The 26,972-nt window shown below is 64.4% G+C and carries 28 protein-coding genes and 1 pseudogene; 12 read left to right on the forward strand and 17 right to left on the reverse strand.

Features of this window, described 5'->3' with window-relative positions:
• The first annotated feature begins 191 nt into the window (after positions 1-191).
• Entirely contained in the window at positions 192-590 is a 399-nt protein-coding gene (locus tag MTX19_RS19155) for a DUF2306 domain-containing protein (RefSeq protein WP_280978825.1), read from the forward strand.
• 230 nt (positions 591-820) lie between these two features.
• On the forward strand, positions 821-3,547 hold the full coding sequence (gyrA, locus tag MTX19_RS19160) for a DNA gyrase subunit A (protein ID WP_280978826.1): 2,727 nt from the start codon (positions 821-823) through the stop codon (positions 3,545-3,547).
• Here the strand turns inward: gyrA and MTX19_RS19165 are convergent.
• From MTX19_RS19165 to MTX19_RS19190, 6 genes are all read right to left on the reverse strand, one after another.
• Positions 3,544-4,470 carry an alpha/beta hydrolase gene (locus tag MTX19_RS19165; protein ID WP_280978827.1) on the reverse strand — a complete coding sequence of 309 codons (927 nt, stop codon included), beginning with the start codon at positions 4,468-4,470 and terminating at the stop codon, positions 3,544-3,546. The two genes, gyrA and MTX19_RS19165, sit on opposite strands and share 4 nt — an antisense overlap.
• A gap of 15 nt (positions 4,471-4,485) precedes the next feature.
• Entirely contained in the window at positions 4,486-5,220 is a 735-nt protein-coding gene (locus MTX19_RS19170) for an ABC transporter ATP-binding protein (RefSeq protein WP_280986108.1), read from the reverse strand.
• Positions 5,217-6,350: an ABC transporter permease gene (locus MTX19_RS19175; RefSeq protein WP_280978828.1), complete on the reverse strand. Its 1,134-nt coding sequence runs from the start codon at positions 6,348-6,350 to the stop codon at positions 5,217-5,219. Before MTX19_RS19175 ends, MTX19_RS19170 begins: the two co-directional genes overlap by 4 nt.
• 10 nt (positions 6,351-6,360) lie before the next feature.
• Positions 6,361-7,584: an acyltransferase family protein gene (locus MTX19_RS19180; RefSeq protein ID WP_280978829.1), complete on the reverse strand. Its 1,224-nt coding sequence runs from the start codon at positions 7,582-7,584 to the stop codon at positions 6,361-6,363.
• 396 nt (positions 7,585-7,980) lie between these two features.
• Entirely contained in the window at positions 7,981-9,846 is a 1,866-nt protein-coding gene (locus MTX19_RS19185; protein WP_280984834.1) for a KUP/HAK/KT family potassium transporter, read from the reverse strand.
• A gap of 173 nt (positions 9,847-10,019) precedes the next feature.
• Positions 10,020-10,277, reverse strand: coding sequence for a hypothetical protein (locus MTX19_RS19190; protein ID WP_280978830.1), 258 nt, complete (start codon positions 10,275-10,277; stop codon positions 10,020-10,022).
• A 268-nt stretch (positions 10,278-10,545) separates the two neighbouring features.
• Here MTX19_RS19190 and coaD point away from each other — a divergent pair, with 268 nt between their 5' ends.
• The 5 genes from coaD (at position 10,546) to queA (ending at position 13,767) form a co-directional block, all read left to right on the forward strand.
• Complete coding sequence (gene coaD, locus MTX19_RS19195) at positions 10,546-11,043, forward strand: pantetheine-phosphate adenylyltransferase (protein WP_280978831.1); 498 nt, start codon at positions 10,546-10,548, stop codon at positions 11,041-11,043.
• Positions 11,044-11,087: 44 nt separating this feature from the next.
• The gene (locus MTX19_RS19200; protein WP_280977920.1) at positions 11,088-11,651 is read left to right on the forward strand and encodes a peptidylprolyl isomerase; all 564 of its coding nucleotides are present in this window, start codon (positions 11,088-11,090) and stop codon (positions 11,649-11,651) included.
• A 3-nt stretch (positions 11,652-11,654) separates the two neighbouring features.
• Complete coding sequence (locus MTX19_RS19205) at positions 11,655-12,095, forward strand: hypothetical protein (RefSeq protein ID WP_280978832.1); 441 nt, start codon at positions 11,655-11,657, stop codon at positions 12,093-12,095.
• Positions 12,071-12,535: a peptidylprolyl isomerase gene (locus MTX19_RS19210; RefSeq protein ID WP_280977922.1), complete on the forward strand. Its 465-nt coding sequence runs from the start codon at positions 12,071-12,073 to the stop codon at positions 12,533-12,535. The genes MTX19_RS19205 and MTX19_RS19210 overlap by 25 nt, the downstream gene beginning before the upstream one ends.
• 140 nt (positions 12,536-12,675) lie before the next feature.
• Positions 12,676-13,767, forward strand: a complete 1,092-nt coding sequence (queA, locus tag MTX19_RS19215) for a tRNA preQ1(34) S-adenosylmethionine ribosyltransferase-isomerase QueA (protein WP_280978833.1) — start codon at positions 12,676-12,678, stop codon at positions 13,765-13,767.
• Between the two features lie 363 nt (positions 13,768-14,130).
• On the opposite strand, the gene MTX19_RS39285 is transcribed toward queA, so the two are convergent.
• The 5 genes and pseudogenes from MTX19_RS39285 to MTX19_RS19240 form a co-directional block, all read right to left on the reverse strand.
• Positions 14,131-14,397: a hypothetical protein gene (locus tag MTX19_RS39285; protein WP_348638382.1), complete on the reverse strand. Its 267-nt coding sequence runs from the start codon at positions 14,395-14,397 to the stop codon at positions 14,131-14,133.
• 379 nt (positions 14,398-14,776) lie between these two features.
• Positions 14,777-15,814 (reverse strand): aspartate-semialdehyde dehydrogenase, encoded by a 1,038-nt coding sequence (locus tag MTX19_RS19225; RefSeq protein WP_280978835.1) that lies wholly within the window; start codon positions 15,812-15,814, stop codon positions 14,777-14,779.
• 230 nt (positions 15,815-16,044) lie between these two features.
• Positions 16,045-16,668 (reverse strand): PepSY domain-containing protein, encoded by a 624-nt coding sequence (locus MTX19_RS19230; protein ID WP_280978836.1) that lies wholly within the window; start codon positions 16,666-16,668, stop codon positions 16,045-16,047.
• A gap of 299 nt (positions 16,669-16,967) precedes the next feature.
• A complete protein-coding gene (locus MTX19_RS19235; protein WP_280978837.1) occupies positions 16,968-17,711 on the reverse strand; it encodes a TetR/AcrR family transcriptional regulator in 744 nt (247 codons plus the stop codon).
• A gap of 95 nt (positions 17,712-17,806) precedes the next feature.
• Positions 17,807-18,944, reverse strand: a pseudogene (locus tag MTX19_RS19240) (patatin-like phospholipase family protein).
• 258 nt (positions 18,945-19,202) lie between these two features.
• Between MTX19_RS19240 and tgt the strand changes: the two are divergent.
• Positions 19,203-20,336 (forward strand): tRNA guanosine(34) transglycosylase Tgt, encoded by a 1,134-nt coding sequence (tgt, locus tag MTX19_RS19245; protein WP_280978838.1) that lies wholly within the window; start codon positions 19,203-19,205, stop codon positions 20,334-20,336.
• A gap of 6 nt (positions 20,337-20,342) precedes the next feature.
• On the opposite strand, the gene MTX19_RS19250 is transcribed toward tgt, so the two are convergent.
• Positions 20,343-20,558, reverse strand: a complete 216-nt coding sequence (locus MTX19_RS19250) for a hypothetical protein (RefSeq protein ID WP_280978103.1) — start codon at positions 20,556-20,558, stop codon at positions 20,343-20,345.
• Between the two features lie 248 nt (positions 20,559-20,806).
• On the opposite strand from MTX19_RS19250, the gene cysK reads away from it, so the two are divergent.
• Both cysK and MTX19_RS19260 read left to right on the forward strand, forming a co-directional pair.
• Complete coding sequence (gene cysK / locus MTX19_RS19255) at positions 20,807-21,781, forward strand: cysteine synthase A (RefSeq protein WP_280978839.1); 975 nt, start codon at positions 20,807-20,809, stop codon at positions 21,779-21,781.
• Between the two features lie 3 nt (positions 21,782-21,784).
• Positions 21,785-22,024: a BrnA antitoxin family protein gene (locus MTX19_RS19260; protein WP_280978840.1), complete on the forward strand. Its 240-nt coding sequence runs from the start codon at positions 21,785-21,787 to the stop codon at positions 22,022-22,024.
• A gap of 30 nt (positions 22,025-22,054) precedes the next feature.
• Here the strand turns inward: MTX19_RS19260 and MTX19_RS19265 are convergent, their stop codons facing one another.
• Positions 22,055-22,933: a DMT family transporter gene (locus MTX19_RS19265; RefSeq protein WP_280978841.1), complete on the reverse strand. Its 879-nt coding sequence runs from the start codon at positions 22,931-22,933 to the stop codon at positions 22,055-22,057.
• Between the two features lie 141 nt (positions 22,934-23,074).
• Here MTX19_RS19265 and MTX19_RS19270 point away from each other — a divergent pair, with 141 nt between their 5' ends.
• The gene (locus MTX19_RS19270; RefSeq protein ID WP_280978104.1) at positions 23,075-23,473 is read left to right on the forward strand and encodes a RidA family protein; all 399 of its coding nucleotides are present in this window, start codon (positions 23,075-23,077) and stop codon (positions 23,471-23,473) included.
• Positions 23,474-23,484: 11 nt separating this feature from the next.
• Complete coding sequence (locus MTX19_RS19275) at positions 23,485-23,685, forward strand: hypothetical protein (RefSeq protein WP_280977933.1); 201 nt, start codon at positions 23,485-23,487, stop codon at positions 23,683-23,685.
• A gap of 63 nt (positions 23,686-23,748) precedes the next feature.
• On the opposite strand, the gene MTX19_RS19280 is transcribed toward MTX19_RS19275, so the two are convergent.
• The 4 genes from MTX19_RS19280 to MTX19_RS19295 form a co-directional block, all read right to left on the reverse strand.
• The gene (locus MTX19_RS19280; protein WP_280978842.1) at positions 23,749-24,303 is read right to left on the reverse strand and encodes a hypothetical protein; all 555 of its coding nucleotides are present in this window, start codon (positions 24,301-24,303) and stop codon (positions 23,749-23,751) included.
• Positions 24,248-24,607 carry a hypothetical protein gene (locus MTX19_RS19285; protein ID WP_280978843.1) on the reverse strand — a complete coding sequence of 120 codons (360 nt, stop codon included), beginning with the start codon at positions 24,605-24,607 and terminating at the stop codon, positions 24,248-24,250. The genes MTX19_RS19280 and MTX19_RS19285 overlap by 56 nt, the downstream gene beginning before the upstream one ends.
• Positions 24,608-24,789: 182 nt before the next feature.
• Positions 24,790-25,389 carry a formyltransferase family protein gene (locus MTX19_RS19290; RefSeq protein ID WP_280977936.1) on the reverse strand — a complete coding sequence of 200 codons (600 nt, stop codon included), beginning with the start codon at positions 25,387-25,389 and terminating at the stop codon, positions 24,790-24,792.
• A gap of 104 nt (positions 25,390-25,493) precedes the next feature.
• Positions 25,494-26,783 (reverse strand): hemolysin family protein, encoded by a 1,290-nt coding sequence (locus tag MTX19_RS19295; protein ID WP_280978844.1) that lies wholly within the window; start codon positions 26,781-26,783, stop codon positions 25,494-25,496.
• Positions 26,784-26,972: the final 189 nt, after the last annotated feature.

Consider the following 26,972-nt stretch of genomic DNA (forward strand, 5'->3'; position numbering starts at 1 on the left):
TGTGGCTTGATGTGTCGCGTTCGTATCCTCACGTCAGATAGCAATATATTAGGATAATCTATTGATATATTGAACCTATTTCACGAAGCGGAGCGGTGAATTCTGCGCTTTGACAAAGGCCAATGTTAATGATATTTACATTGGCGCGGCGGTAGCGACGTTGTTGCGGCCGGTATTGAAGGCCTGCCACCATGAGCCTTGCGCCTCTGCTCGACGCTGCTCCAGCGATCCCGTTCCATGCCTTTGCAGCGCTGGCCGCCTTTGTGCTTGGCTCCATTCAGCTCGCCGCGCCCAAGGGCACGTTGCCGCACCGGACCCTGGGCTGGATCTGGGTGATCCTGATGCTGGTCGTGGCGCTGAGCTCGTTCTGGATCCATCAGATCCGTCTGATGGGGCCGTGGAGCCCGATCCATCTGCTGTCGATCTTCACGCTGATGATGCTGGCGTTGGGAGTGGCAGCGGCGCGGACGCGCGATGTTCGCCGTCACAAGTTCACGATGATCGGCATCTTCTTCGGCGCGCTGGTCATTGCCGGGCTGTTTACCTTGATGCCCGGACGCATCATGCACGCGGTGGTGCTTGGGCCGTGAGCAAAAGAAGCGAATAGCGAATGGCGAATAGCGAGTAGGGGACTGGGTTCCATTCGCTGTTCGCCACTCGCCGCACGCGTCTCGGACCAGGGTGTCCTCGAATCCAGAGATCACCCCGTAAGTCCATGAAAAAACGAAGGGAAAAACGGCTTTCCGAAGCCGGGCGAGGGTGGTTTTCAGGTCTTCGATGCGCTATATGATTCTCCAGTAGAACTGACCGGATTTCCCCTTTGTCCGAACCCGAAGATGACAAGCCCGGCGAGCCGCCGGGGCCCTCAGACATTCGTCCCGTTTCCATTCTCGACGAGATGAAAAAGTCCTACCTCGATTACGCGATGAGCGTGATCGTGTCGCGTGCGCTGCCCGATGCGCGCGACGGACTGAAGCCGGTGCATCGGCGCATCCTGTACTCGATGCACGAGCAGGGGCATACGCCGGACAAGAAGTACGTCAAATCCGCGCGCGTGGTCGGCGACGTCATCGGTAAATATCATCCACATGGCGACCAATCGATCTACGACGCGATGGTGCGCATGGCGCAGGACTTTTCCATGCGCGTGCCCCTCGTCGACGGCCAGGGCAATTTTGGCTCGGTCGACGGCGATCCGCCGGCGGCCTATCGATATACCGAAGCGCGGTTGACGCGAGCGGCGCAGGCCGTGCTCGCGGATATCGACGAGGACACCGTCGACTTCCAGCCGAACTACGATAATTCGGAGCAGGAACCGTCGGTTCTGCCGACGCGGTTCCCGAACCTGCTGGTCAACGGCGCGGGTGGCATTGCGGTGGGCATGGCCACCAACATCCCGCCGCACAACCTTGGCGAGGTCGTCGACGCCTGCGTGGCGCTGATTGACAACCCTGCGCTCACAATCGACGACTTGATCAACATCATTCCCGGTCCGGATTTCCCGACCGGCGGCATCATCCTCGGCCGCCAGGGCATCCGGTCGTCCTATCATCTCGGCCGCGGCTCGATCGTAATGCGCGGCAAGGTCTCGGTTGAATCCCTGCGCAAGGACCGTGAGGCGATCATCATCACGGAGATCCCCTACCAGGTGAACAAGGCCACCATGGTCGAGCGGATCGGTGACCTGATCCGCGAGAAGAAGATCGAGGGCATTGCCGATCTCCGCGACGAATCCGATCGCGATGGCTTCCGCGTCGTGATCGAACTGAAGCGCGAAGCGATGCCGGATGTCGTGCTGAACCAGCTCTATCGGTTCACGCCGCTACAAACCAATTTCCCGGCCAACATATTGGCGCTGGATTCCGGCCGTCCGCGGCAGATGACGCTGAAGGATCTGCTCAGCATCTTCGTCGCCTTCCGCGAAAACGTGGTGACACGCCGCACCAAATTCCGGCTCGGCAAGGCGCGTGACCGCGCCCATCTCTTGGTCGGTCTTGCGATCGCGGTCGCCAATATCGACGAGGTGATCCGCGTCATCCGGAACTCGCCCGATCCGAACACGGCCCGCGAAGCCCTGATGTCGCGCGATTGGCCGGCGAGGGATGTCGAGGCGATGATTACGCTGATCGACGATCCGCGCCACCGCATCAACCCCGACGGCACCATCCGGCTTTCACTCGAGCAGGCCAGGCATATCCTTGACCTCCGCCTGCAGCGTCTCACCGCGCTCGGCCGTGAGGAGATTTCCAAGGAGCTCGACGAGCTCGCCGTCGAAATCGCCGACTATCTGGACATCCTGCGCTCGCGTGCTCGCGTGCAGGGTATCGTCAAGGACGAGCTCGCCGCGGTGAAGGCCGAATTCGCCACCCCGCGTAGGACCGAGATCGTCGAGCAGGAAGGCGAGGTCGAGGACGAGGACCTGATCCAGCGCGAGGACATGGTGGTGACGGTGTCGCACGCCGGCTATGTCAAGCGCGTGCCGCTGTCGACCTATCGGGCGCAGCGTCGCGGCGGCAAGGGCCGCGCCGGCATGCAGACGCGCGATGAGGATTTCGTCAGCCGCCTTTTCGTGGCCTCTACGCACACGCCGGTGCTGTTCTTCTCCTCGCGCGGCCAGGTCTACAAGGAAAAGGTCTGGCGGTTGCCGATGGCCGCGCCGAATGCGCGCGGCAAGGCGCTGATCAACATCCTTCCGCTGGAGCAGGGCGAGCGCATCACCACCATCATGCCTTTGCCCGAGGATGAATCCTCCTGGGGCAATCTCGACGTGATGTTCGCGACGACGGGCGGCAACGTCCGCCGCAACAAGCTGTCCGATTTCGTCGATGTCCGCCGCTCCGGCATCATCGCCATGAAGCTCGATGACGGCGAGGCGATCGTCGACGTGCAGATCTGCACCGAGCGCGACGACGTGCTGCTGACCGCCGCAGGCGGCCAGTGCATCCGTTTCCCGGTCACCGACGTGCGTGTCTTCACCGGCCGCACCTCGATGGGCGTGCGCGGCATTACGCTCGGCGAGGGCGACAAGCTGATCTCGCTGGCGATCCTGCGCCATGTCGAGACCACGTCCGACGAGCGCTCGGCCTATCTGAAGATGCGTCGCGCCGTCGCCGGCGAGGCGGCTGCCGAGGAGCCGGCGGAGGCCGAGGGCGAGGAGACGTCGAACGCGATCCAGCTCTCGCAGGAACGCTATGTCGAGATGTCGGCGCAGGAGCAGGTGGTGCTCACCGTGTCCGTCAACGGTTACGGCAAGCGGACCTCGTCCTACGAGTACCGCACCACCGGCCGCGGCGGCAAAGGCATCGTCGCGATGAGCGTCAACAACCGCAACGGCAAGCTGGTTGCCTCGTTCCCGGTCGAGGACGCCGACCAGATCATGCTGGTCACCGACAAGGGACAATTGATCCGCTGCCCGGTGGCCGACATCCGCGTCGCCGGCCGTTCGACCCAGGGCGTGATCGTGTTCGACACCGCCGAGGACGAGCATGTCGTTTCGGTCGAGCACATCCCGGAGGAAGAGAACGGCGAAAACGGGAACGGAGGCTAGGTGGCTGCGCGCCGACGAACTCCCGGCGCGCACCGCACATCCGAGATGAAATCTCCGATCTGCGCGATCGCGCCATGGGCTTCCGGCAGCACCGGGACAAAGAGCTGAAACACATGCGGCATTCGCGGCCAGATCGCCAGTCGGCTGCATGGATTCTCCCGTTTCAGCGCTCTGGCCATACGCACCGCGTCGTCCCTCAATATCTCATCGCTGCCGACTTGGATTAAAACCGGCGGCAGCGCGGAGGGATCGCCATAAAGCGGCGACGCATACGGGGTGCGCGGATCGGCACCGGCGAGATAACGCCGCACAAATTCCGGAAGATCGTCGGCGTTCAACATCGGATCCGAGGCTGCATTCTCGATCAATGAAGGTCCGGTGAGGGCGAGATCGGTCCACGGCGACATCGCGACGGCCGCGTGAGGAAGCGGTTTACCCTCATCGCGCAGCTTCAACAGCAGGCACAGCGACAGTCCTGCGCCTGCCGAGTCCCCCATTACAAAGAGCTCGCTCGTGTCGGTCTTCCTCTCGGCGAGCCAGAGAAAGCCTGCAACTGCATCCTCCAGCGCGGCGGGGAACGGATGTTCAGGCGCCAGGCGGTATTCCAGCGCCCAGACACAGGCTTTGGTCGCATTGGCAATCCGCCAGGTGAAATGCCGATAATAGATTGGCGCGCCAGAAATGTAGGCTCCGCCGTGGAGATAGAGCACGTTGCGCTGCGGCCGCGACGCTGGTGTCGTGATCCGATGAAATCTGATTGGACCGGCCTGAACCTCAACCGTTTCCGTGCTGCCGGGCGGGCGCGGTACCCATCGCTCCATACGACGCATGTTGCTTCGCCAGACTTCGACATCGAAGGGCTCGCTTCCCCGCTTCAGCAACATGCGGAGACCCCAGCGCAGCATTTCGGCGCGCAGGCTCATGATGCGCCTATCGGCTCACGGCCTGAACGCGACTGCCTTCGGCATGCGCAGGCGCTCCGGCCCGCCGGATTCTTCGTTGACGAGCCGGCCGTCCTCGATCTCGACGATCCGATCCGCGAAGGGAACGATGCGCGGGTCATGGGTCACCACCAGCACGGCTCTTTGTCGCTCGTGCGCGGCATCGGCGAGGATGCGCATGATCGTTCGACCGTTGTCGCCGTCGAGCGCAGCTGTCGGTTCGTCGGCGAGAATGATGGAGGGATTGGCGACGAAGGCGCGCGCGATTGCGACCCGCTGTTGCTCGCCGCCGCTGAGTTCCATCGGCAGAGTATCCGCCTTCTGTTCGAGTCCGACCTTGCTGAGCGCCTCCCGTGCTTTTTTTGCCGCGCGCCTGCCATGCTCGCCGCGAATGTCCAGCGCGAGCTGCACGTTCTGCGCCGCCGTCAACGTCGGAAACAGATGATAGGACTGGAAGACGAAGCCGATATGGTTGCGCCGAATCCGGGCGAGGGCTTCCTTGTCGGAATTGGAAGTGGATGTACCGCACACGGTGAGGGTACCTGCGGTCGGTGCCAGCATGCATCCCAAGACGAGCAGCAGCGTGGTCTTGCCGCTGCCGGACGGTCCCATCAGCAATGTGAGCTCATCGCGCCGCAGCGACAGGTCGACGCCGCGGAGCGCCTGCACCTTGCCGGCACCGCGGCCAAGCGTCTTCCTGATGCTCCTGGCTTCGAGGATGATTTTGCTCATCGCATGAACACCGTTGCTGGATCTATGCGGATCACGCGCACGATCGCCGCCACGGCGGAAGCCACGCACATGACCACCGTCAGGGTAAACAATCCCGCGATCAGCCATGGCGTGATGACGATCGGCAGTGCACTCTTTGCAGTCACCTCAACGACCACGGCGCCGATCGCGGCGGCGATGACGAATCCAATCACCGCATTGAGCAGTGCCTGGTAGATGATGACCCTGTAGATATAGCCGTTCGACGAACCCATCGCACGCAGCGTGGCGAACTCGCTCAGATGATCCTTTGTGCTCGAATAGAGGGTTTGCGCGACGATCACGGTGCCGACGATTACGCCGAGCAGCGCGCCGGCAAACAATGCTGCGCCGGCCCCGGTCCCGAACAGCCAGAACGAACGGCTGCGGTCACGGAATTCGTCCGATGTGAGCACCTCGGCATCGCCGACCTGTGCGCGGACGGCTCGCAAGACCTTGTCTCGATCTGCATCCGGCTCGAGGCGAACGAGCAGATTACTGGCGCGGTCGGGAGGGGTTCCGGTGTAGGTGCGGGCGCTTTTCAGATCGACGAATACATAGGGAGTCGTGGTGAAGGAGCGGATTCCATCGGTCAAGGCCACAGCCTTGACGCGGCGGCCTCGGATTTGTGCGGTCGATCCGATTTTCACGTCACCGAGCCGGTCGTGGTATGAGCGATCGACGACGACAGTACCCGGCTGCGACAGCGCCCGGACGTCGCCCTCGACCACGTTCCACGGCTGCATGGCGCCATCACGCAAATCGGCGCCCACGACAAACACGGGCGTCATCTCGCCGCTATCGAGCCGCCAGTCCGAGAAGCCGATGACCAGCGGGACCGCCGACGCGACGCCATCGACTTGGGCGACCTTGTCGCGCAGCTTGGGATCCAGCAGCGAGGGATCCTCGAAACATTTCGCGCCCTTCGGCAATACCCACAGATCGGCAGAAGCATGGTCGATCATTGTCGTCACCATGCGACCGAACCCCAGGAATAACCCCATCTGGATCATCACGAGCACGACCGAAAACACGATCCCGACAAGCGTTGCGACAAAGCGCAGCCGGTCGTGGAAGAGATTGCGGGACGCGAGCGTTAGGACCAGCGACATGCGCGCACCATCATCGTGGTTGATTTGCGATAGCACTCTTGACCGGCGGTTCGGCGTGCCGGCGGGCTAACGGCTTCGCTCCCGCCTTGACCATGCTGCTTGCGGCCCAACTGAGCGCGAGCGCAGCGACAAAGACGAGTCCCGCCTTGACGACGGCATTCAGGTCTGCGGCAAGCAGCAAATATTGCAGCCACAGCACGAAGACATAATGCACGATGTAGATGCCGTAGGCGTTGGTCGAAAGACTGTCGAGGACGCCTGCACGTGCGCGCAGCAAGGCCAGCGAGATCGCAACAAAGGCGAGAACGCCGGTGGCGCAGGCAAAGGGGAAAGCGAGCGCCGCAGCCAGGCGATACGGCAGCGGGCTGGCGTTCCAGTCAGGCAGGGTCAATGATGTAAGCCCGCCCCAAAGCGCAAAGCAGCCGATCGCTGCGGCAAGCCAGGCCAACCAATGCCGAGCAACGGGTCCGTCGCAGCGGAGCACGCTGCGATCGCAGCCATGACTGCCGATGGCAAATGCGGTGAGGAAATAGATGAGATAGTGCAGCGGGCGACTGAGTTGGAACGAGAACGGACCGAGAAAGGTCCACTCCCACGGCGTGAAGATCATCGCCAACGGAACGTAGGCCACGACAGAAAGGCCAGTCAGGCCTGCAAAGAACAACAGCGGACGGTCGTTGCAGCTCGCAACGAGGCCACTCGCGGCATGTCGCCACGACGGCGCGAGCCCTTGCAGCGCGGCAGCAAGAATGCCGAGCAGCAGAAGCTGCCACAGGAACCATTGCGGGCCCGTGGGCCACATCGGCAATGCACGCCAGTGCTGCCAGAACGCCTCGACCGACGGGTCCGCCGCGGTTACCCGATAGGATGCGTAATAGGCGAGCGGGCTCAGAATGGCGGCAGCGAGGGCGAAGGGCACTCCAATTCGCCAGCATCGCTCCGCGAGGTAAGCAACACTCCCCTTGCGGATCAGGCTTTGCGGTGTGAACAGGCCCGCCATGAAGAACATCAGCGACATCAGGCTGATGTCCTGCCACGCGCAAAACAAGTCGAACCCGAACCAGCGCTCGCGGTCGATGATCGGAAATGCGATCCAGCGATAGGGTGGGGTATCGAAGGCGAAGGGGTGCGCTGGTTGCGACGCAAGGTAGGGAAGCGCCGAATGAAAGGCCACCACGATCAAGATGACCACAGCGCGCAAGTTACTGAAGGCAACGTTGACGCCTGAACTCATGTGGCGGTGACAGCCGAGATGGAAAGTCCGAGTTCAACCGCCGGGCAGTTCGACTTGTTCCTATTTGGCGGCAATTCAGGAGCCGCGTGCCGGTCGCCCACGTCGAGCGCAGCGGAACCTCAGGATACCCCGTGTTCGCCGTTCGCCTAGTCCAGCGAGCGCTCCAGTCCGTTTGTGTGATCGGCCAGCCTGTCGGGCTGGCCGGTCTGGGCCATCCAGCACCAGAGCTCCAGCGTGCTAGGCCGGTTTCAGCGACAACGGCGCGTCGTCGGACATGCACTTCCGTTCCGGGGGGCAGTCGGGTAGCCGGATGTCGCGAAGCGAAATCCGGGGGGCAACACGGCGTAGCTTTCCCGGGTTACGCTTCGCTCCACCCGGGCTACACAGCACCTGGAGTTAGATCTCGATTTCCGTGCCGAACTCCACGACCTGTCCGGTCGGCACGCCGAAGAACGCGGCGGTGCGCTCGGCGTTGCGCTGCAGGAACGCGAACAGTCCTTCCCGCCACACCCACATGCCCGGGACGTCCTCGCGCGGGATGATGGTCTCGCGGCCGATGTAGTAGGTCACGTCGGATAGCTCGATCCCGGGCAGCTTGCCCTGCCTGCAGGCGAGCTTCAGGCCCTCATAGATCGTCGGATACTGCATGAAGCCGTAATGCAGGATGATCCGCGTGATGCCCGGGATGATCTCGATCACCTCGGCCCGACCATCGTCGGAGATCCGCGGCAGCTCCTCGATCTGCACGGTGACCAGCAGCACGCGCTGGTGCAGCACGTGATTGTGCTTGACGAATTGCGTCAGCGCCAGCGGCACGCCCTTGGGCGCCGACGCCAGGAATACGGCGGTGCCCGGCAGGCGGCTCTGGCACTTGTTGATCGCGGTCTCGATCAAATCCTCTTCCGGCTGGCGCAGCTTGGCGCGCGCCTTTTCGACCAGCTTCACGCCGCCGCGCCAGGTCAGCATCAGGAACGCCACGGCGGCGGCGAGCAGCAGCGGGAACCAGCCGCCTTCGAACAGCTTGGCCGAATTCGCCGCGAAGAAGATCGTGTCGATGACGAAGAAAAAGCCGTTCACCGCGATCACGAGGATCGGCGAATACCCCCACTGGATCGCGACCAGTGCCGCGAGCAGCGTGGTGATCGCCATCAGGAGCGACACGGCGATGCCGTAGGCGCCGGCGAGCGCGTCCGACGTGCCGAAAGCCAGCACTGCGCCGAGCGTTGCGGCGGCGAGCAGCCAGTTCACCAGCGGCACGTAGATCTGCCCGATCGCATCGCTCGTGGTGTGCTCGATATGCATGCGCGGCAGGAAGCCGAGCTGGATCGACTGCTGGGTCAACGAGAACACGCCCGAGATGATCGCCTGCGAGGCGATTACGGTGGCGACGGTGGCGAGCAGGACCATCGGATAATGCGCCCAGTCGGGAGCGAGCTGGAAGAACGGGTTGTCGGCCGAGGTCGGGTCGTTGATCAATTCGCCCGCCTGACCGAAATAGTTCAGCACCAGCGCCGGCAGGCAGACCGCGAACCAGGCGAGGCGGATCGGGAAACGGCCGAAATGCCCCATGTCGGCATACATCGCCTCGCCGCCGGTGACGGCGAGGAAGGCGGCGCCGAGAATGGCGAAGCTGATATGGAAGTCCTGGTGGATCAGGAAGTCGAACGCATAGAACGGGCTGAGCGCAACCAGCACGCTCGGGGCCTTGACGATGCCGTGGATGCCGAGCGCGGCCAGTACCGCAAACCAGCCGAGCATCACCGGGCCGAAGATCCGGCCGATGAAGCCCGTGCCTTGCTTCTGCATCACGAACAGGCCGACCAGGATGACGACGGTGAGCGGCACCACGGCGGGCGCCAGCGACGGGGCATCGACTTTCAGGCCTTCAATCGCCGATAGCACCGAGATGGCCGGGGTGATCGCGCCGTCGCCATAGAGCAGGGCGGCGCCGACCAGGCCGACGATCAGGAGCTGGGCGCGCCAGGTGCCGGGCGCGGCGTTGCGCGCCGACAGCAAGGCCAGCAGCGCGACGATGCCCCCTTCGCCGCGGTTGTCCGCGCGCAGGATCAGCATCGCGTATTTGAGCGAGATGATGAGAATCAACGCCCACAGGATCAGCGAGACCACGCCGAGGACGGCGTCCTGGGTGAGGGCTCCGCCATGGGCGGCGGCCCTGGCCGCTTCCTTCAGGGCGTAGAGGGGGCTGGTACCGATGTCGCCGTAGACGACGCCAAGTGCGCCGAGCGTTGTCGCGACCGGCAGCGGGCTCGGATGGCGGTCGGAGGAAACGATGGCGGGCGTACTGGTCACGTGCAAATCCCCCGATGCCGCGCGCCCGACCGGAACATCCGGCGGGCGCGTTAGACGATAGTCTGCGACGAGACGTCGCAAATTTCCATGGGATTTGCGTGACAGAGCAGAGGACGCCCGGCCGACTACGGCGAGCGCGGGGCGGTGACGAGGCGGGCTTCACGAACCGACAGCTTGCTGCCGGCGGTGCGCAGGCAGGATGCCTCGAAGTTGGGCCAGGCCTGCTGCGAGCAGTCCTTGCCGACCGGATGGATGTCGAGGCGGTCGCCCTTGGCCAGCGGCTGCGGGGTGCTGGCTGCGACCTGCGGGGCAAAGCCGGGAAGAACGGTGAGCGCCGCGGCAATGAACGCGGCAACAGCGATAGCGGAAAGTGCCTTGATCATGACGGTCCCTGTGATCGGGCCCCCCCGGGCCCGTCGTTTCGTTGTCCAAGCTGTACCGGCCGCACGTTTCCTCGTGTCTTCGCCACGTGGGAAAATGGTTTCGTCACCGGCCGGTTTTGTTTCGTCCGCCACCGGCTGACGAAACATTCGGCCTGATAAAGGCTGGGATGCCAGGGCTGGTTCACTGGCCGAGGCGAAATAAAGGGGGACCGGGGTCCCTGGAACCGGGCCGGCTTGCCGGGCAAGGCAGGGCGGGTTAGAGGGGACCATGACCCGCATCGCGCTTTATCCCGGCTCCTTCGATCCTGTCACCAACGGCCACCTGGATGTGGTCCGGCAGGCCGTCAAACTTTGCGACCGCCTGGTCGTCGCCGTGGCCGTCCACGCCGGCAAGAAGCCGCTGTTCTCGACCGAGGAGCGGCTCAAGATGCTGCGCGAGGAGTGCGGCCCGATCGCCCAGAAGGCGGGCTGCGCCTTCGATTGCACGACCTACGACAATCTCACCGTGACGGCGGCGCGGAAGCTCGGCGCGAACATCATGATTCGCGGCCTGCGCGACGGCACCGATCTCGACTATGAGATGCAGCTTGCGGGCATGAACGAGGCCATGGCGCCCGAGGTGCACACCGTGTTCGTTCCGGCATCGGTCGCGGTCCGCCCGATCACCGCCACACTGGTGCGCCAAATCGCCCAGATGGGCGGCGACTTCTCTGCATTCGTGCCGTCATCAGTCGCCGCTAGCCTGAAGGCCAAATTCGCCGGCTGATACCCGCGCCTGCCACATCCCGAACGTCCTGATCCGGAGTTTCCATGATCCGAATTCTTGCATTCGTTGCCGCGCTGTTCTGCGTCGTTCCCGCGATCGCGCAGCCGCTGCCCGCCGGCCTCGACAAGGCCAATGCGATCGTGATCGACACCACCAAGGGCCGCATCGTCATCAAGCTGCGCAGCGACATCGCGCCGAAGCACGCCGAGCGCATCAAGCAGCTGGCGCGCGAGGGCTTCTACAACAACGTGCCGTTCCACCGCGTGATGGACGGCTTCATGGCGCAGACCGGCGACGGGCAGAACTTCAACGGCACCGGTGGCTCGAAGTATCCGAATCTGAAGCAGGAATTCTCCAACGTGCCGTTCAAGCGCGGCATTGTCGGCATGGCCCGGCGCGGCGACTCGGTCGACAGCGCCAATTCGCAGTTCTTCATCATGTATGCCGATGGTCCGAGCCTGAACGGCCAGTACACCGTGATCGGCGAGGTGGTGCAGGGCATGGATGTGGTTGACAAGCTGAAGAAGGCGCCGGCGGGCTCCGCGAGCGGCACCGTCACCGACCCCGACAAGATGGTGAAGGTGCAGGTCGCATCCGACATCAAGTGACCCATGAGTGCGGCGCGCAGCAAGCCACTCTCCTGGTTTGCCGCGCCGCTCGTGTGGCTTGCGCTGGCCGCGCCGGCGCCGGCCGAGCCTCAGCAACTCAACACGATCCGGGACGTTGTCCTGAGCATTCACCGGTGCTGGAGGCCGCCGCCGCTGGACAAGGCCAACCCGATCGACATCACGGTCATCGTCAGCTTCAACCGCGAAGGCGCGATCCTCGGGCATCCCCGGATCTCCTACGAATCGGAGCAGGCGACCGATAATGACCGGCTGCAATACCGGATCGCCGTGATGGAGGCGTTGCAACGCTGCACGCCGCTGCCATTTACGGAGAGCTTGGGCGGCGCGGTGGCGGGCCGCCCGTTCGCGATCCCTTTCAGAAACAAGAAATATCCACCCAGAAGCCAGGAGAAGCGAGCATGGCTGCTACCGAGAATACTCTGATCCTTGAAACCACCCAGGGTCCCGTCACGATCGAGATGCGCCCCGATCTGGCGCCCAACCACGTCGCGCGGATCAAGGAGCTGGTGCGCGAAGGCTTCTACGACGGCATCGTGTTCCACCGCGTGATCGACGGCTTCATGGCCCAGACCGGCTGTCCGCAGGGCACCGGCATGGGCGGTTCCGGCAAGAAACTGAAGGCCGAATTCAACAAGGAGCCGCATGTCCGCGGCACCGCCTCGATGGCCCGCGCGGCCAATCCGGATTCCGGCGACAGTCAGTTCTTCATCTGCTTCGACGACGCATCCTTCCTCAACGGCCAGTACACGGTCTGGGGCAAGGTCACCGAGGGCATGGAGAACGTCGACAAGATCAAGCGCGGCGAGCCGGTGAAGGACCCGGACAAGATCGTCAAGGCGCGCATGGCCGCCGACGCGGCGTAACTGTTGTCCCCTCATGGCGAGGAGCCTGCGAAGCAGGCGTCTCGAACCGTGAGGCCACAATGCTGGAACGGACTGGGCCTCATCCTTCGAGACGCGCTGTCGCGCCTCTCGGGATGAGGGTCAGCAGTGTGCAGGTTAAAATGCGCACCGATCTCTTCGACTTCGAACTTCCTCCTGAACGGATCGCGCTGAGGCCCGCGAGCCCGCGCGATTCCGCGCGGATGCTGGTGGTGCATCCCGACGGCGTGCTGCGCGACGCCATGATCGCCGACCTGCCCCACTGGCTGGAAGCGGGCGACCAGATCGTGGTCAACGACACCAAGGTAATCGCCGCTCAGCTCAAGGGCCGCCGCATCGGGCGCGAGACCGAACCCAGGATCGAGGCGACGCTGATCAAGCGGCTCGACGGCTCGCGCTGGCAGGCGCTGGTCAAGCCGGCCAAGAAACTCGCCGTCGGCGACATCGTCCGCTTCGGCAATGAGGGCAAGGTCTGCCTGCTCGGCCATCTCGACGCTGAAGTCGAGGCGAAGGGGCAGGAGGGCGAGGTGACGCTGTCGTTCTCTTTCCATGGCCCGACGCTCGACCAGGCGATCGCCGACGTCGGCGCGACGCCGCTGCCGCCCTATATCGCATCGAAGCGCACGCCCGACGACAAGGATGAGGCCGACTACCAGACCATGTTCGCGGCAAACGAAGGCGCGGTGGCGGCGCCGACGGCGGGGCTGCATTTCACGCCGGCGCTGGAGACGGCGCTGCGTGGGCGCGGCGTCGAGCTGCACCGGCTGACGCTGCATGTCGGGGCAGGGACCTTCCTGCCGGTGAAGGCGGAGGAGACGTCGGAGCACAGGATGCACGCCGAATGGGGTCGCATCAGCGCCGCAACCGCATCCGCCCTGAACGCCGCGCGCGCCAAGGGCGGCCGCATCGTCGCGGTCGGGACCACGTCGCTGCGGCTGCTCGAAAGCGCCACGACGGCCGACGGCACCATCCAGCCGTTTTCGGCGGAGACCTCGATCTTCATCACGCCGGGCTATCGCTTCCGCGCGGTGGATATTCTGCTGACCAATTTCCACTTGCCGCGCTCGACGTTGTTCATGCTGGTCTCCGCCTTCTCCGGGCTCGGGACGATGAAGCAGGCCTACGCGCACGCGATTGCCAGCGGCTATCGGTTCTATTCGTATGGCGACGCCTGTTTGCTGTTCCGGGCGCATGAGCCGCGCGTGGATTTGTAGGGGGCAAAGGCGCGCAAGCGTCGTGCCCGAAAATCAAGTGCACAGCGAGGAATGGTGGGTACGCTTGCGCGTTGCCCATCCCACCACGTGCCGATCCATCGCCGTCACCTGCGGAGTCCAGGGCCGGGCTTGATCGCGCAATGTAACGCGACATCGATCAGTTGGGCGGTTGCTGATGAAACTAACTTGGCTGTCAGACTCTGATTCATTTGTAATTAGAAATGCTGGATCATTTGGGAGTTCCGACCGTTTTGTTCGCGCGACGGCCGTCGCTGCAAACAAGCAAGGAGGAACATTCGCATGAACTGCAAGATCCTTAATGGCCTCGCCGCGGTTGTACTCGGAACGGCGCTTGGTCTTGCATCACCGGCGTTGGCCCAGCATGGCGGCGGCGGTGGCGGTATGTCCGGCGGCGGCATGTCTGGCGGCGGCATGTCCGGCGGTGGAGGTGGCATGTCCGGCGGTGGAATGGCCGGTGGCATGTCCCGTGGCGGCGGAGGCGGAGCTGGAATGCATCCCGGCGGGATGGCAGGTGGAATGCAGAGCCCCGGAGGCGGCACGCATTTCGGCGCCATTGGCGGACGGACGCAATTCGGCGACGGACGTTTCGCTCGCGAGTCCTTTGCGCATCGGGACTTCTCGCCCCGGTTCTCAAGGTTCGCGGATCGACACGACTTTCACCACCGCTTCTTCGCCCACCGATTCTTCGATCACCGCTTCTTCCATCATCGTTTCCATCGCTTTGCGTTCGCCGGCGATGATGGCTGCTTGCGCAGGGTATGGACGCCCCGTGGACCGCGGTTTATCAACATCTGCGGCTAGTTAGCGCTGCGCGAGGAATGGCGTGCGGCGGGCCCACCATCAAGTCCTGAACGAGGAATGGTGGGCACGCTCGCGCGTTGCCCACGCGACAATCAAGTCGTCGAACGCAACTCCGTTACCGTCACCCCCGCGCAACGGCTACGCCGTCGCGCGGGGATGACCGGTCAGGCATTTTCCAAACTCGCGCTTACGCCGGCACGCGCTCGGGCAACAGCTCGGCGATCTGCACCGCGTTCAGCGCGGCACCCTTCAGGAGCTGATCGGCCGCGACGAAGATCGAGATCGAGTGCCCCGTGGGGTCGCTGAGGTCCTTGCGGATGCGGCCGACGAGGACGTCGTCCTGCCCCGAGGCGTCGATCGGCATCGGGAAGTAGTTGCCGGCGCGGTCGTCGACGACCTTCACGCCCGGCGCCTGCGCCATGATCGCGCGCACCTGGTCCTCGGTGATCGGCCGCTCGCATTCGAAGGTGATCGCCTCGCAATGGGCGCGCAGCACCGGCACGCGCACGCAGGTGACGCCGATCGCGATCTTCTCGTCCTCGAAGATCTTGCGTGTCTCCTTGATGACCTTGGTCTCCTCGTCGTTGTAGCCGGTCTCCGGATCGATCGCGGTGTTGTGGTTGAACAGGTTGAAGGCGTAAGGGTGCGGCATCACCTTCGGCGTGTAGACCTGTCCGTTGAGATTGGCGCGGGTCGATTCGACGAGCTCCTCCATCGCGGCGGCGCCGGCGCCGCTCGCAGCCTGATAGGTCGAGATGATCACGCGCTTGATGCGGTTCTTCTGATGGATCGGCCACAGCGGCACCAGCGCGGTGATGGCGGCGCAGTTCGGGTTGGCGATGATGCCCTTGTGGTCGCGGATGCGGTTCGCGTTGATCTCCGGGATCACCAGCGGAACGTTCGGATCCATGCGGAAGGCGGAGGAGTTGTCGACCACGACGGCCCCGGACTTCACTGCCAGCGGCGCGAACTTCCTGGAGATGCCGCTGCCGGCCGAGAACAGCGCGATATCGACGCCCTCGAAGGCGCGCTCGGTGAGCTCCTCGATCACGACCTGCTTGTCGCGGAAGTCGATGGTCTTGCCGGCCGAGCGGGCGCTGGCCAGCGCCTTCAGCTTGCCGACGCGGAAGCCGCGCTTGTCCATGGTGGCGATGAATTCGGCGCCGACTGCACCGGTGACGCCGACAATCGCGACGACGGGATCGTTACTCACTTTGTCCTCCATTCAAGATGTGCTGCAGGCAATAAAAAAGCCCCGGACCTTCATCAGGCGGGGCTTCGGGTTGAGATGATGCGGTTCGACCGACTACGCGCGCACGCCTCCCGAGGCCCTGGAGGGCTTGGTGGTTTTGGTCGTGCGTTTGGTCGCGGTGATCATGGGGCGGACTTATGCGGGAGAGATCGGCGTCCGTCAACGGCTTTTGGGCGAAACAGAGGCGGCGGCCGGCTCAGGCATCATCGCCTGCGCGCCCCCGGCGGCTCGAGGATGACCTCCTTCAGATCGGCGCCGCTGACCACGACGATTACGAAATTGAGCCGGCCGCGCTCGCGCGTCAGGCCGCCGCTGATGGCCTTTCCCGACGTTGCGTGCTCGGCCACGCGCACGGCATCCGACAGACGATGCCGAAGGCCCCGCAGCACGACCAGGTTGGTGCGGTCTTCGTCGTCCAGCATCGCGAGCGGCGAGGCTGCTTCGCCGCCCATCACTTCGCCGGTCGCGGCATTGATGGCGTGCTGCCACACGCGGTCGCGCTGGACCGTCTTGACCCGGTAGACAGCGGGCTCAGCGCCGCCGTCGAAGCTGACATCCGCCGTGGTGGAGCCAGCATGCTGCGCCTCGGCGATCGCCATGGCTTGACGCAGCGAGACCTGGGCCGCCCGGAAGCTGTCGATCTCGCGGCGGACCGCCTGCGCATCAAGCTGCGCGCTGTCGTCGCTCTGGAGCGGAGCCGCCGCCGCGGCGTCCGTTGTGGCGATCGCGTGGGCCGGCGAGGCGAAGGGCAGGGACAGCAGCGCGATCGCAAGCAGCCGCGTTCCGAACACCCGACGCACCAGCCTGCGCAGTCGTCCTGTCGTCATCGTCGAATCCGTACTTTTTGCGTTGAAGCTGTTGCGCGTTGCGCGGCCGTGCAGATCGAGAAAGCGCGGCCGACCTGTTGCGTGACGGTCGGCCGCCGAACGTCCAGCGGAGTGACGGCGCAGGCTCCGCTGCGGCGATCGTAGTTTATCAGGCGACGCGAGACCCTTGGGGGGCTCGTTGCAGTGGGTCCGCATCTCTGTATAAATAAAACCATACGGTGTCGTTTTGTTTTGGTCAAGGGCAGAATTGCAGCAGCGCGGAGGTAACCCGATGCGCAACCTGATGCTTTGCGGGACGATCAGCGCGCCGGCCGGCGGCGCGGGTTGGCCTTAGCCAAGATAGGAGCCCGACCGGGCGGTCCAAGGGCCCCGGCGAGAAACAGCCGGATCGAGACCTCCATGCGCTTCTCGGCGGTTCTCATGTCCATCGGGATCCCAAAGGTCGCCATCCGATGGGTATGGCCGACCACCATGTTGAGGAATGTCTCGGCCGCGATCGTCGTGTCCTCGAGGTCGAGGGCGCCGCTCCCGACCAGATGATCGAAGAATTCCGCCGTCGTGGCGACGGCCTTCGACCAGCCCTCATCGACCGCAAGCTTTGCAATCTCGGGAAAGTTGATGGCCTGGGCGGTCAGGATTCGGCTGAAGGCGATGGCATCATCGCCGCAGTTCAGCTGCAGCAATTGGCGTCCGAGATCGGTCAGTCGCTGCTCGACCGAATTATCTGAGGCGCTATCGACGTGCATTTCAGCCGCCGCCGCAGCGAGCGGGGCGAGCCAGCGCGCAATTTCGCGCCTGAGCACCGCAGCGAACAGGCCGCGCTTGTCGCCATATTGCGCATAGACCGTCGGCTTGCTGACCCGCGCGGCCTCGGCGACGGCGTCGATCGAGGTTGCGTCGAACCCGCGATCAAGGAAGAGACGCGTGGCGACCTCGATCAGCCGCTGGTCGCGCTCGATCGCGGCGTCCCGGGTCGGCCGGCCGCCGCGCGATTTCGGAACATTGCGTTTCGCTGCCCTGACCCTGGTGGCGGTCAATCCCATTCCTGTTCATCTGGTTGCGTTTCGGACGGCGTGTCCGGTCTATAACCCGCGGCAACCGGATTCGTCCATTCGCGGTGCCAGCTCGAGCCTGCCTCTCATGGAGGCGTTGAGGTCCAGGCGCGGCCCGACGCGGCCTTCTCGTAACCATAGTGATACAACGCACGCATGTAGGCCGTGTCGAATCCCGGCGCTTCCGGCGACGGATAGTCACGCTCGATGTAGGACAGATGGAAACCCAGCCGATTGCGCCGGGCGAAGTCGTAGGTCGACAGGATGACGGACCGCGTTTGCGCCTGCGTGATCGCGGAAATGCTTCGCGAGGCGACGTCGATCGTGGAGTTGGATACGAGCTCAAAACCCTGTTCGAGCTTCTTGTTGACGAGGATGTAGATGTTGAAGCGGCGGTTTGCTGGCCATCGGCTGTCCTGGAAGAGCAAGGCGTCCGGCAGCGTCAGGACCGGCGCCGTGACGCCGCCGTCGACATGCATCTCCTGGAACCGCCGGCCCTGACCCTCAGCGTCGATCATAATTGGCGGAAACACCAGCGATGCTGGCCGAGGCGGCCATGACGTCGCGGAACAGCTGCAACGCTTCAGGGGTTCCGACGGCGGCGATCCGGCCCATGTCCCAGATCACCGAGCGCTGGGTGTCGAGATCCGTGGTGACGATCAGGAGCTTTCTCCCCTTGGCGTTCTCGTGCGCCACTTCGCTCAGGATCTCCGGCCCGACATAGCGCGCCACCAGCTCGCGCAGCCGCGTGTTGCCGAACAGGCCGGACCCGAACAGCACCCGCATCAGGCTTGGATCCTGGAGCAGGCTCTCGGCGATGCCGCTGGTGTAGACGTCCTTCAGCGTCTCGTCGTAGCGCGAGCCGAGGAAGGCGAAGGGGGCGATCAGGCCGCCGGTGCTGACGCCCGATACGACCGAGAAGGTCGGGCGGGTGCCCGCCGCCGTCCAGCCATTCAGGACGCCGACGCCGTAAGCGCCGTCCGCGCCGCCGCCGGACAGCGCCAGATACGTCGTGATCGGCGCGAGGGTCTCCTTGTCGAGGCGGAATTTCGCCGCCGGTTCGTCCGCGTAGCGCCGCAGCCCGTCGAGGTCGAGCACGCGCGCATTGGCGGCGTCGGCGGCAGTGTAGGGCGTACGCGCCAGGGTGCTGCAGCCCGCCAGCGCGAGCGCAAGACCGCACAGCAGGGCAGCCCGCGATATCGTCCGCGCGGGAACTACCGTCATCCGGCGAACGATGCGGGTGGACGCTAGCGCTTTGCCGGCTGAGACCATCGGTCGCCTGTCACTCTCTGAAGCACATCAGGCGCCGAGAGCATCTCATCGCCACGTTGTCACCGTAAAACGATACGGTTTCGTTTTGTTTAAATGAGGGCGATAACGGCCGCAAGCCTCGTTCAGTCGCACCCGCCGAACGCATCGGCCGCACCTGAACCGCCCGAAGGCGGGTTGATCGGGCCCCGGCGGCAGGCAATAAGCAGCCGCATGAGTCTTCCCAATCATTTCGAGCTTCTCGCAACCGACGGCGCGGCCCGCACCGGGCACCTGACCACGCCTCACGGGGGTGTGCGGACGCCGGCCTTCATGCCGGTCGGCACCGCCGGCGCCATGAAGGGCATGCATTGGCGCGAGGTACGCGAGGCTGGCGCCGACATCGTGCTTGGCAACACCTATCATCTGATGCTGCGGCCGGGGGCCGAGCGGGTCGCGGTCCTCGGCGGCCTGCAGCGGTTCACCGGCTGGGGCGGCCCGATGCTGACGGATTCCGGCGGCTTCCAGGTCATGTCGCTGTCGGAGCTGCGCAAGGTGACCGAGAACGCCGTCACGTTCCGCTCACATATCGACGGCACCAAGGTCGAACTGTCGCCGGAGCGATCGATCGAGGTGCAGCGATTGCTCGGGTCCGACATTGCGATGCAGATGGACGAATGCGTCCGGCTGCCGGCCGAGCGCGCCGACATCGAGCGGGCGATGCAATTGTCGCTGCGCTGGGCCGAGCGCTCCAAACGCGCTTTTGAATCCGCGCCTGACGGCTACATGCTGTTCGGCATCGTCCAGGGCGGCGACGTCCCGGCGCTGCGCCACGCCAGCGCGCGCGGGCTGGCCGAGGTCGGCTTTCACGGTTACGCGATCGGCGGGCTGGCGGTCGGCGAGCCGCAGGACGTGATGCTGTCGATGATCGAGGAGACCGCGCCGGCCCTGCCGGCCCATCGGCCGCGCTATCTAATGGGCGTCGGCACGCCCGAGGACATGCTGGAAGCGGTAGCACGCGGCGTCGACATGTTCGATTGCGTGATGCCGACCCGGAACGGACGCCATGGCATGGCGTTCACTCGGTTCGGCCAGATCAATCTGCGCAACGCCCGTCACATCGACGATCCACGCCCGCTGGACGAGGAGAGCCCGTGGCCGGCGGCGCGCAAATGTTCGCGCGCCTATCTGCATCATCTGGTGCGCTCGGGCGAAACGCTTGGGGCAATGCTACTGTCCGAAATCAACGTCGCCTATTACCAGCAATTGATGCAGGGCATTCGCGAGGCGATCGCCAGCGGCACGTTCGAGCAGTTCAGAAACCAGACGCGCGCCGGATGGGCGCGCGGGGACATCACACCGAGGTGAGCTTGGTCAGTTGCAGACGATCGGCTTCACCAAGTGTTTGGTCACGAACCCGTAACCGCAGGTGTCGCAGGTCCAGAGATAGCTGATCAGATTCTCATGGAGGTAGGCGGACGCTTCCGCCGCGACCATGGAGTCGGCGCACACCGGGCAGGTTGGCAGATCGTTGCCGCGCGGATCTGGCTTAGACGCGACGGTCGACAGGATTTCAGCAAGCGCTGGCATCGTGACCTCCTTTGCGTTCTGAGCTTCGGTGACGAAAGTATATAGCCCGATTTGTTTGACCTTGTCGCAACACAAATGCGTTGGTTTTACGTTATTTGAGCAGGCTCTGATTTTATTTGAGCAGGCTCTGATTTTGCGATGCAACGAATTCCCGATGAGCCGGTTTCTGCCTTGCGCGTCATACCGCGCCGCATCTAATGAAATGAAGACCGCATCTCCCCAGCGCATCTGGCCACAGGAGCCGCTTGATGGACGCATCGTCGACAACGAGTGCAGTGCAACCCGGACGCGGCCGCGTCTATGACTCCATCGTCGACGCGATCGGCGATACGCCGATCGTCCGGCTGCGCAGGTTGCCGCAGGCCAGCGGTGTCAACGCGACGATCCTCGCCAAGCTGGAATACTTCAACCCTGCGGCCAGCGTGAAGGATCGCATCGGCGCCGCGATGATCGTTGCGATGGAGAAGGCCGGCATCATCAATCCCGATACCGTGCTGATCGAGCCAACGTCGGGCAACACCGGAATTGCGCTGGCCTATGTCGCGGCATCACGCGGGTACCGGCTCAAGCTGGTGATGCCGGAATCGATGTCGATCGAGCGGCGGCGCATGCTGGCGTTCCTTGGCGCCGAGATCGTGCTCACGCCGGCGTCGCAGGGCATGAAGGGGTCGATCGCGACCGCGGAAGAGCTGGTGCGCACGACGCCGAACGCGGTGATGCCACAGCAGTTCAAGAACCTCGCCAATCCCGAAATCCATCGCCGCACCACCGCCGAGGAGATCTGGAACGACACCGGCGGCAACATCGACTACTTCGTGGCCGGCGTCGGCACCGGCGGCACCATCACCGGGGTCGGGCAGGTGCTCAAGCCCCGCAAGCCGTCGCTGCGGATCGTCGCGGTGGAGCCCGAGGAAAGCCCGGTGCTGTCTGGCGGCCAGCACACGCCGCACAAGATCCAGGGCATCGGCGCGGGCTTCATCCCTGATATCCTCGACCGTTCGGTGATCGACGAGATCGTCAAGGTCAACAGCGCGACCGCCATCGAGACCTCGCGGGCGCTGGCGCGCAACGAAGGGATTCCCGGCGGCATTTCATCGGGCGCCGCGATTGCCGCAGCCTTGCAGATCGGCAAGCGGCCGGAGGCGGCGGGCAAGACCATCCTGGCGATTGTGCCCTCGTTCTCGGAGCGCTATCTGTCAACTGTGCTGGTTGAAGGAATCTGAGACATGGCCGATCAGCCCCGGAGACCGCGAACCCTGAGCGACGCCCGCAGCGAGGCCGAGGCGGCCTTCAAGCGCGCCACCACCAAGGTCGCGGAAGCGCCGCCGAAGGCTGCGGCTATCCCCGGTGTCCGGGAGCAGGTCACGCTGCGGATCGACCAGGACGTGCTGCAGTATTTCCAGGAGGGCGGCCCCGGCTGGCAGGACCGCATCAATGCGGCGCTGCGCAAGGCCGCTGGGAAATAGCGCTTCAGCGAGACCTCGCCGAGGACGAAGTCACGCTCTGGCGCGCGCCGCAACCGGCGTGCTCGGTTTCAGGTTCAAGAGATTGCCGGCCAGGATCATGGCCGCGCCAAGTACCGTGAAGGCATCGAGCCGCTCCGCGTAGAGCAGCCAGCCAAGGATCGCCGTAAGCGGCACGCGCAGGAAATCCATCGGGATCACGACCGTGGCGTCGGCATGCAGCAGCGCGCGAGCCATGCAGTAATGCGAGAACGTGCCGCCGAACGCGATCACGGCGAGCCAGCCCCAGGCGTGGAGCGGCGGCCATGTCCAGACATAAAGCGCGGGCAGGAGGCTCGCGGCCGACTGCACCACCAGCATCCAGAAGATGATCGCCAGTGTCTGTTCGGTTCGCGTCAGCGACTTCACGACCGTGACCGAGACACCGAAGCCGACGGCCGCGGCGAGCGCGATCATCTGGCCCGGATTGATCTCGCCGGTCGCCGGCCGCACGATCACGAACACGCCGATCAGGCCAAGCGCGATCGCGATCATCTTCCAGACCGTCATCCGCTCGCCGAGAAAACTCGCCGCGAGGATCGCAGTCCAGATCGGCATGGTGAACTCGATGGCGACCACCTGGCCGATCGGGATCAAGGTCAGCGCATAGAACCAGCCGAGTTGCGCACCGAAATGGATCAGGTTGCGTCCGATATGCACGTGGAGGCGCGCCGTCTTCACGATCGCGAAGCCGCCGTTCATCCGGATCAGCGGATAGAGCATCACGAAGCCGAGCACGCCGCGCACGCACATCAGCTGAAATACGCTCACATCGCGCGTCGCCTCGCGGCCGGCGACTGCAACAATCAGCATCAGCGCGAGCCAGCCGGACATCCACAGCGCGGCGCGGGTCTTTGAGGGTGTGCGGTCCATGGCGGGGAAACGAGGCGGGGACGGTCCGCCGGTATCGGCGAGATGAACCGGATTTGCAACGCGCAATTCTGCCGATCGAGTGATGCGCCGTCCATGCGATCGGTGCTAAGCAACGGCTGGAATAATCAGGAGGATCTGCTCATGCGTGTCTTGCAACCGGCCGAATGGTCGAAACCCCGCGGCTTCTCGCACGGCGTCGCCTTCGACAGCCCGGGCAAATGGATCGTTCTGGCCGGCCAGACCGGAGGCGACGAAAAGGGCGAATACCAGCCCGACATGGCCGCCCAGGTCGGCACCGCGCTGAAGCGTATCGTCAAGCTCCTGAACGAAGCGGGCGCCGGACCCGAGCACATCGTCCGGCTGACGTGGTACCTGACCAGCCGCAGCGAATACGAGGCCGCTGGCGCGGGCATCGGCGCGGCGTGGAGGGAGACCCTCGGGCGCAATTTCCCGCCCTCGACACTGCTCTACATCGACGGGCTGGTCGATCAGCGCGCCAAGGTTGAGATCGAAGTCACCGCGTTCGTGCCCGCCGCATAGGATCTGTCACCATGAACAATCTCAGAAAGGCACCTGACTTTCTCTCGGGGTTCGCGACCGGCTGGCCGGAACAGCAGCCCGACATCATGGTGATCTCGATGACGACGGACAAGGGCGTGCACGATTTCGCCGTGAACAAGGAGCAGGCGCTACTGATCGCTCGCACCATCCAGCAGACCGCCGAGAAACTCGCCACGCCGCCCACGGCATAACCCTCGGCGCAGCAAAAAGCCCTCGGGGGATGACCCCGAGGGCTTTTTTGTCGGCGTATCGTTTTACCGTACCAGCGCGATGTTGGCGCCGCGGAACTGGTTGTCTGCCCTGATCGCAACCGCCTGGCGGTTGCCGGTCGTGCGCATCGAGATGTCGGCATTGAAGCCGGGTGCACTGGCAATGACCTGGAAGTTTCCACCGCCGCCGCGACCCTGCAAGTTGCCGGTGACATTGCGGCTGGATTCGTTCCAGGTGCCGGTGACCGCGCTGCCCTCGGCCTGCACATTGGCCGCCAGGTTGAACTTGTACGCATCGCTGGCGCAGGTCAGGCTCATGGCCATCCGGGGGCCGGAGACGTGATAGGTCGCGCGACAGCGAATGCGCTCGCTGGAACCGTCGTCCAGCGTGACGGAGCCGCTGCCGGACCAAGTGCCGGCCATGCCGGCGAACGGGCTGGACTGGGCATGCCCGGCCGAGCTCGCCATGGCCGTCACGAAAAACGCGACGGCTGCGAATGCAGGCCGTCGCGCCTTGGCAAAAGATCCTGACGCGCTGCCGATCTTACTGACGGGACGCTTCCCATCGGCCGCTGCACGGTACGCCGGCTGATGCCCCATTCCACTTCCCCGATCCGGAGTTGCCATTGAGTTGACCGTTCGCATATGCACCATTGATCGAGACTCGCACAAGTCCCCCGCTGCCCACGGTTCCCGAGATCGCCGCCCCCGGTGCCGAGATCTTTCCGTCAGTGACGGTCAGGGTCGAACTGGTCGACGGCTCGCAACTGCCGGTCTTGGTCACGACTGTGACATTCCAAAGGCCGTCATAGGGCTGCTGGGCGGAAACGGGAGCCGCCGCGACAATGGCTGCGGAGGCGAAGGCGGACGCAACAAGCAGGTCCCGAATGCGGGTCGAACGCATGTATCAAATCCCTGTCATTTGATGAGATGGCGCGGCTTATCCGGGCATAATGTGACGAAAATTTGCTGCGTCGCAAGCATCCCGGAAAGTTCCTGTGAACTCAAACACATCATAGTGAACTGGGATGGTGAATTCGGTTCGATCCGGACCACACGATCAGGGGCACAAGGTGTTTTGATACCTTAGTGCTTGCTGCCGGGCAGGCTAGGCGCCTTGGTTGCAAACTGCTCGTCCTGCGGCTTGGCAGGCAACTCCTTGTAGGTCTTGGCATAATCGATGACTTCGCCGAGTAGCCGCAGGCCGAGCGGCACAAGCGCGCGCTCCCACAGTTCGCGTGCGGTCTCGCCCTTCTTGACGAACACCCAGTCCTGAGCCGCGATCGCGCCGGCGTCCATGCGGTCGGCGAGGTGATAGATGCTGCCGCCGGCAATCGGATCGCCTTCCTTGATGGTCCATTCCACGGCGGCAATACCGCGGTGCCGGGGCAGCAGCGACGGGTGGTAACCGATGCCGCCGAGCCTCGCTTCCGCCAGTGCCTCCTTGCTGACGCGAGCGTGACTATGGGCCGTCACGATCAGGTCGGTACCGGGTGCGATCTCGGACGCGGTCACCAGCTTGGGATGGGCCTGTACGACGACGTCGATGCCGGCCGCCCTGGCTGCGGCCGCCAGCCGGTCCTCACCGTCATGGACGACAACCCTGACGATCGTGACGCCGTGTTCGCGCAGCATGTTCAGGGTCGTCACGCCGAAATGGCGGGAGCCGACAAGGGTAATGCGCATGGGATCAATTCCGTGGGTTCACTCGGACCGCTATGCCGATAGCACAGCATGGCTGCCCTTTTCGCTTTCCTGCCGGTTATCAACAGGGCGGACGGGGAGCAATGTCAGGCCGGACGCTGGCGGCTCGCCAAGACCTTGTCGATGCGCCGGCCGTCGAGGTCGATGACCTCGAACTCCCAGCCCTGCGCGGCGACCCTGGCGCCGACCTCGGGGATCGCTCCGAATGCATGCAGCAGGAAACCTGCAGCCGTCTGGTAGGGCCGCGGCGAGGGCAGCGCGATGCCGAGCAGCTCGGCGAATTCGAGCGCGGGCATCCAGCCCGAAATCAGGTAGGAGCCGTCGCCGCGCCTGACAAAGGCCGGTTCGGCCGGGCCCTCCTCGGTGTGGAAGGCGCCGACGATGGCCTCGAGAATATCGAAGCTGGTGACGACACCCTGGAAGGTGCCGTACTCGTCATGCACGAGGCCGATATGCACGGCGGAGTCGCGCAGGATCGCGACCACGTCGCGCGCGTCGACGGTCTCCGGGATGATCGGAGCATCGCGCGTCAGCGCGCGGATGTCGGGCGAGCGGCCGTCGAGATAGACGTCGAGCACCTCCTTGGCCTGCACGATGCCGAGCGCATGGTCGCGATTGCCGTCGAACACCACACAGCGCGAGTGCGTGCTCTGCTGCAGGGCCGCCAGGATGTCGGATGCGGGGTCGGACAGGTCGACCAAGCTGACCTCGTGGCGCGGCGTCATCACGGCGCCGACCGGAAGATCGCCGAGCCGCATGACGCCTGCGATCATCTCCTTCTCGCCGGGCTCCAGCACGCCGGCGTTCTCGGCCTCCACCACCAGCGTCTTGATCTCGTCCTCGCTGACCCGGTCCTGCGGGTCCTCGCGATGGCCGAGAACCCACAGCAGTGCTTTGCCGGAGCGGTCGAGCAGCCAAACCAGCGGCAGCGACAGTTTCGCCATCAGCGTCATCGCCGGGGCGACCTTCACCGCGATCACCTCGGGATCGCGCAGCGCGATCTGCTTCGGCACCAGCTCACCGACGATCAGCGAGGCGTAGGTGATCACACCGACGACGAGGCCGACGCCGACCGCGTCAGCGATGCGCGGCGATAGTCCGATGTCGAGCAGCCATTGCGTCAGGCGCTGGCCGAGCGTCGCGCCCGAGAATGCACCCGACAGCACGCCGATCAGCGTGATGCCGATCTGCACGGTGGAGAGGAATTTTCCGGGATCGGAGGCCAGTGCGAGCGCGAGGCGCGATCCACCGATTCCCTTCTCGACCAACGCCGCAAGCCGCGCCGGGCGTGAGGAGACGATGGCGAGTTCCGACATCGACAGAAGGCCGTTGACGACGATCAACACCGTCACGACCGCAAGTTCCAGATAGAGCACGAGAGTCCCTGAGAATAGGCGGCGTAGGCCGCGGCACCACCGCGGAATATAGGCATGCTGGTGCGGTTCTGCTGTGCCTTGCGCGGCTGCCGCGAACAAGCCGTCAGCGCGTATGACCCGCATGCGCGGGAGGTCGCGGCATTTTGGCGCGCCTCGCGCCGATCGGTCGCCAGCGCGCGCCAAGCGCCC

The organism is Bradyrhizobium sp. ISRA464, from assembly GCF_029910095.1.
GTDB lineage: Bacteria > Pseudomonadota > Alphaproteobacteria > Rhizobiales > Xanthobacteraceae > Bradyrhizobium.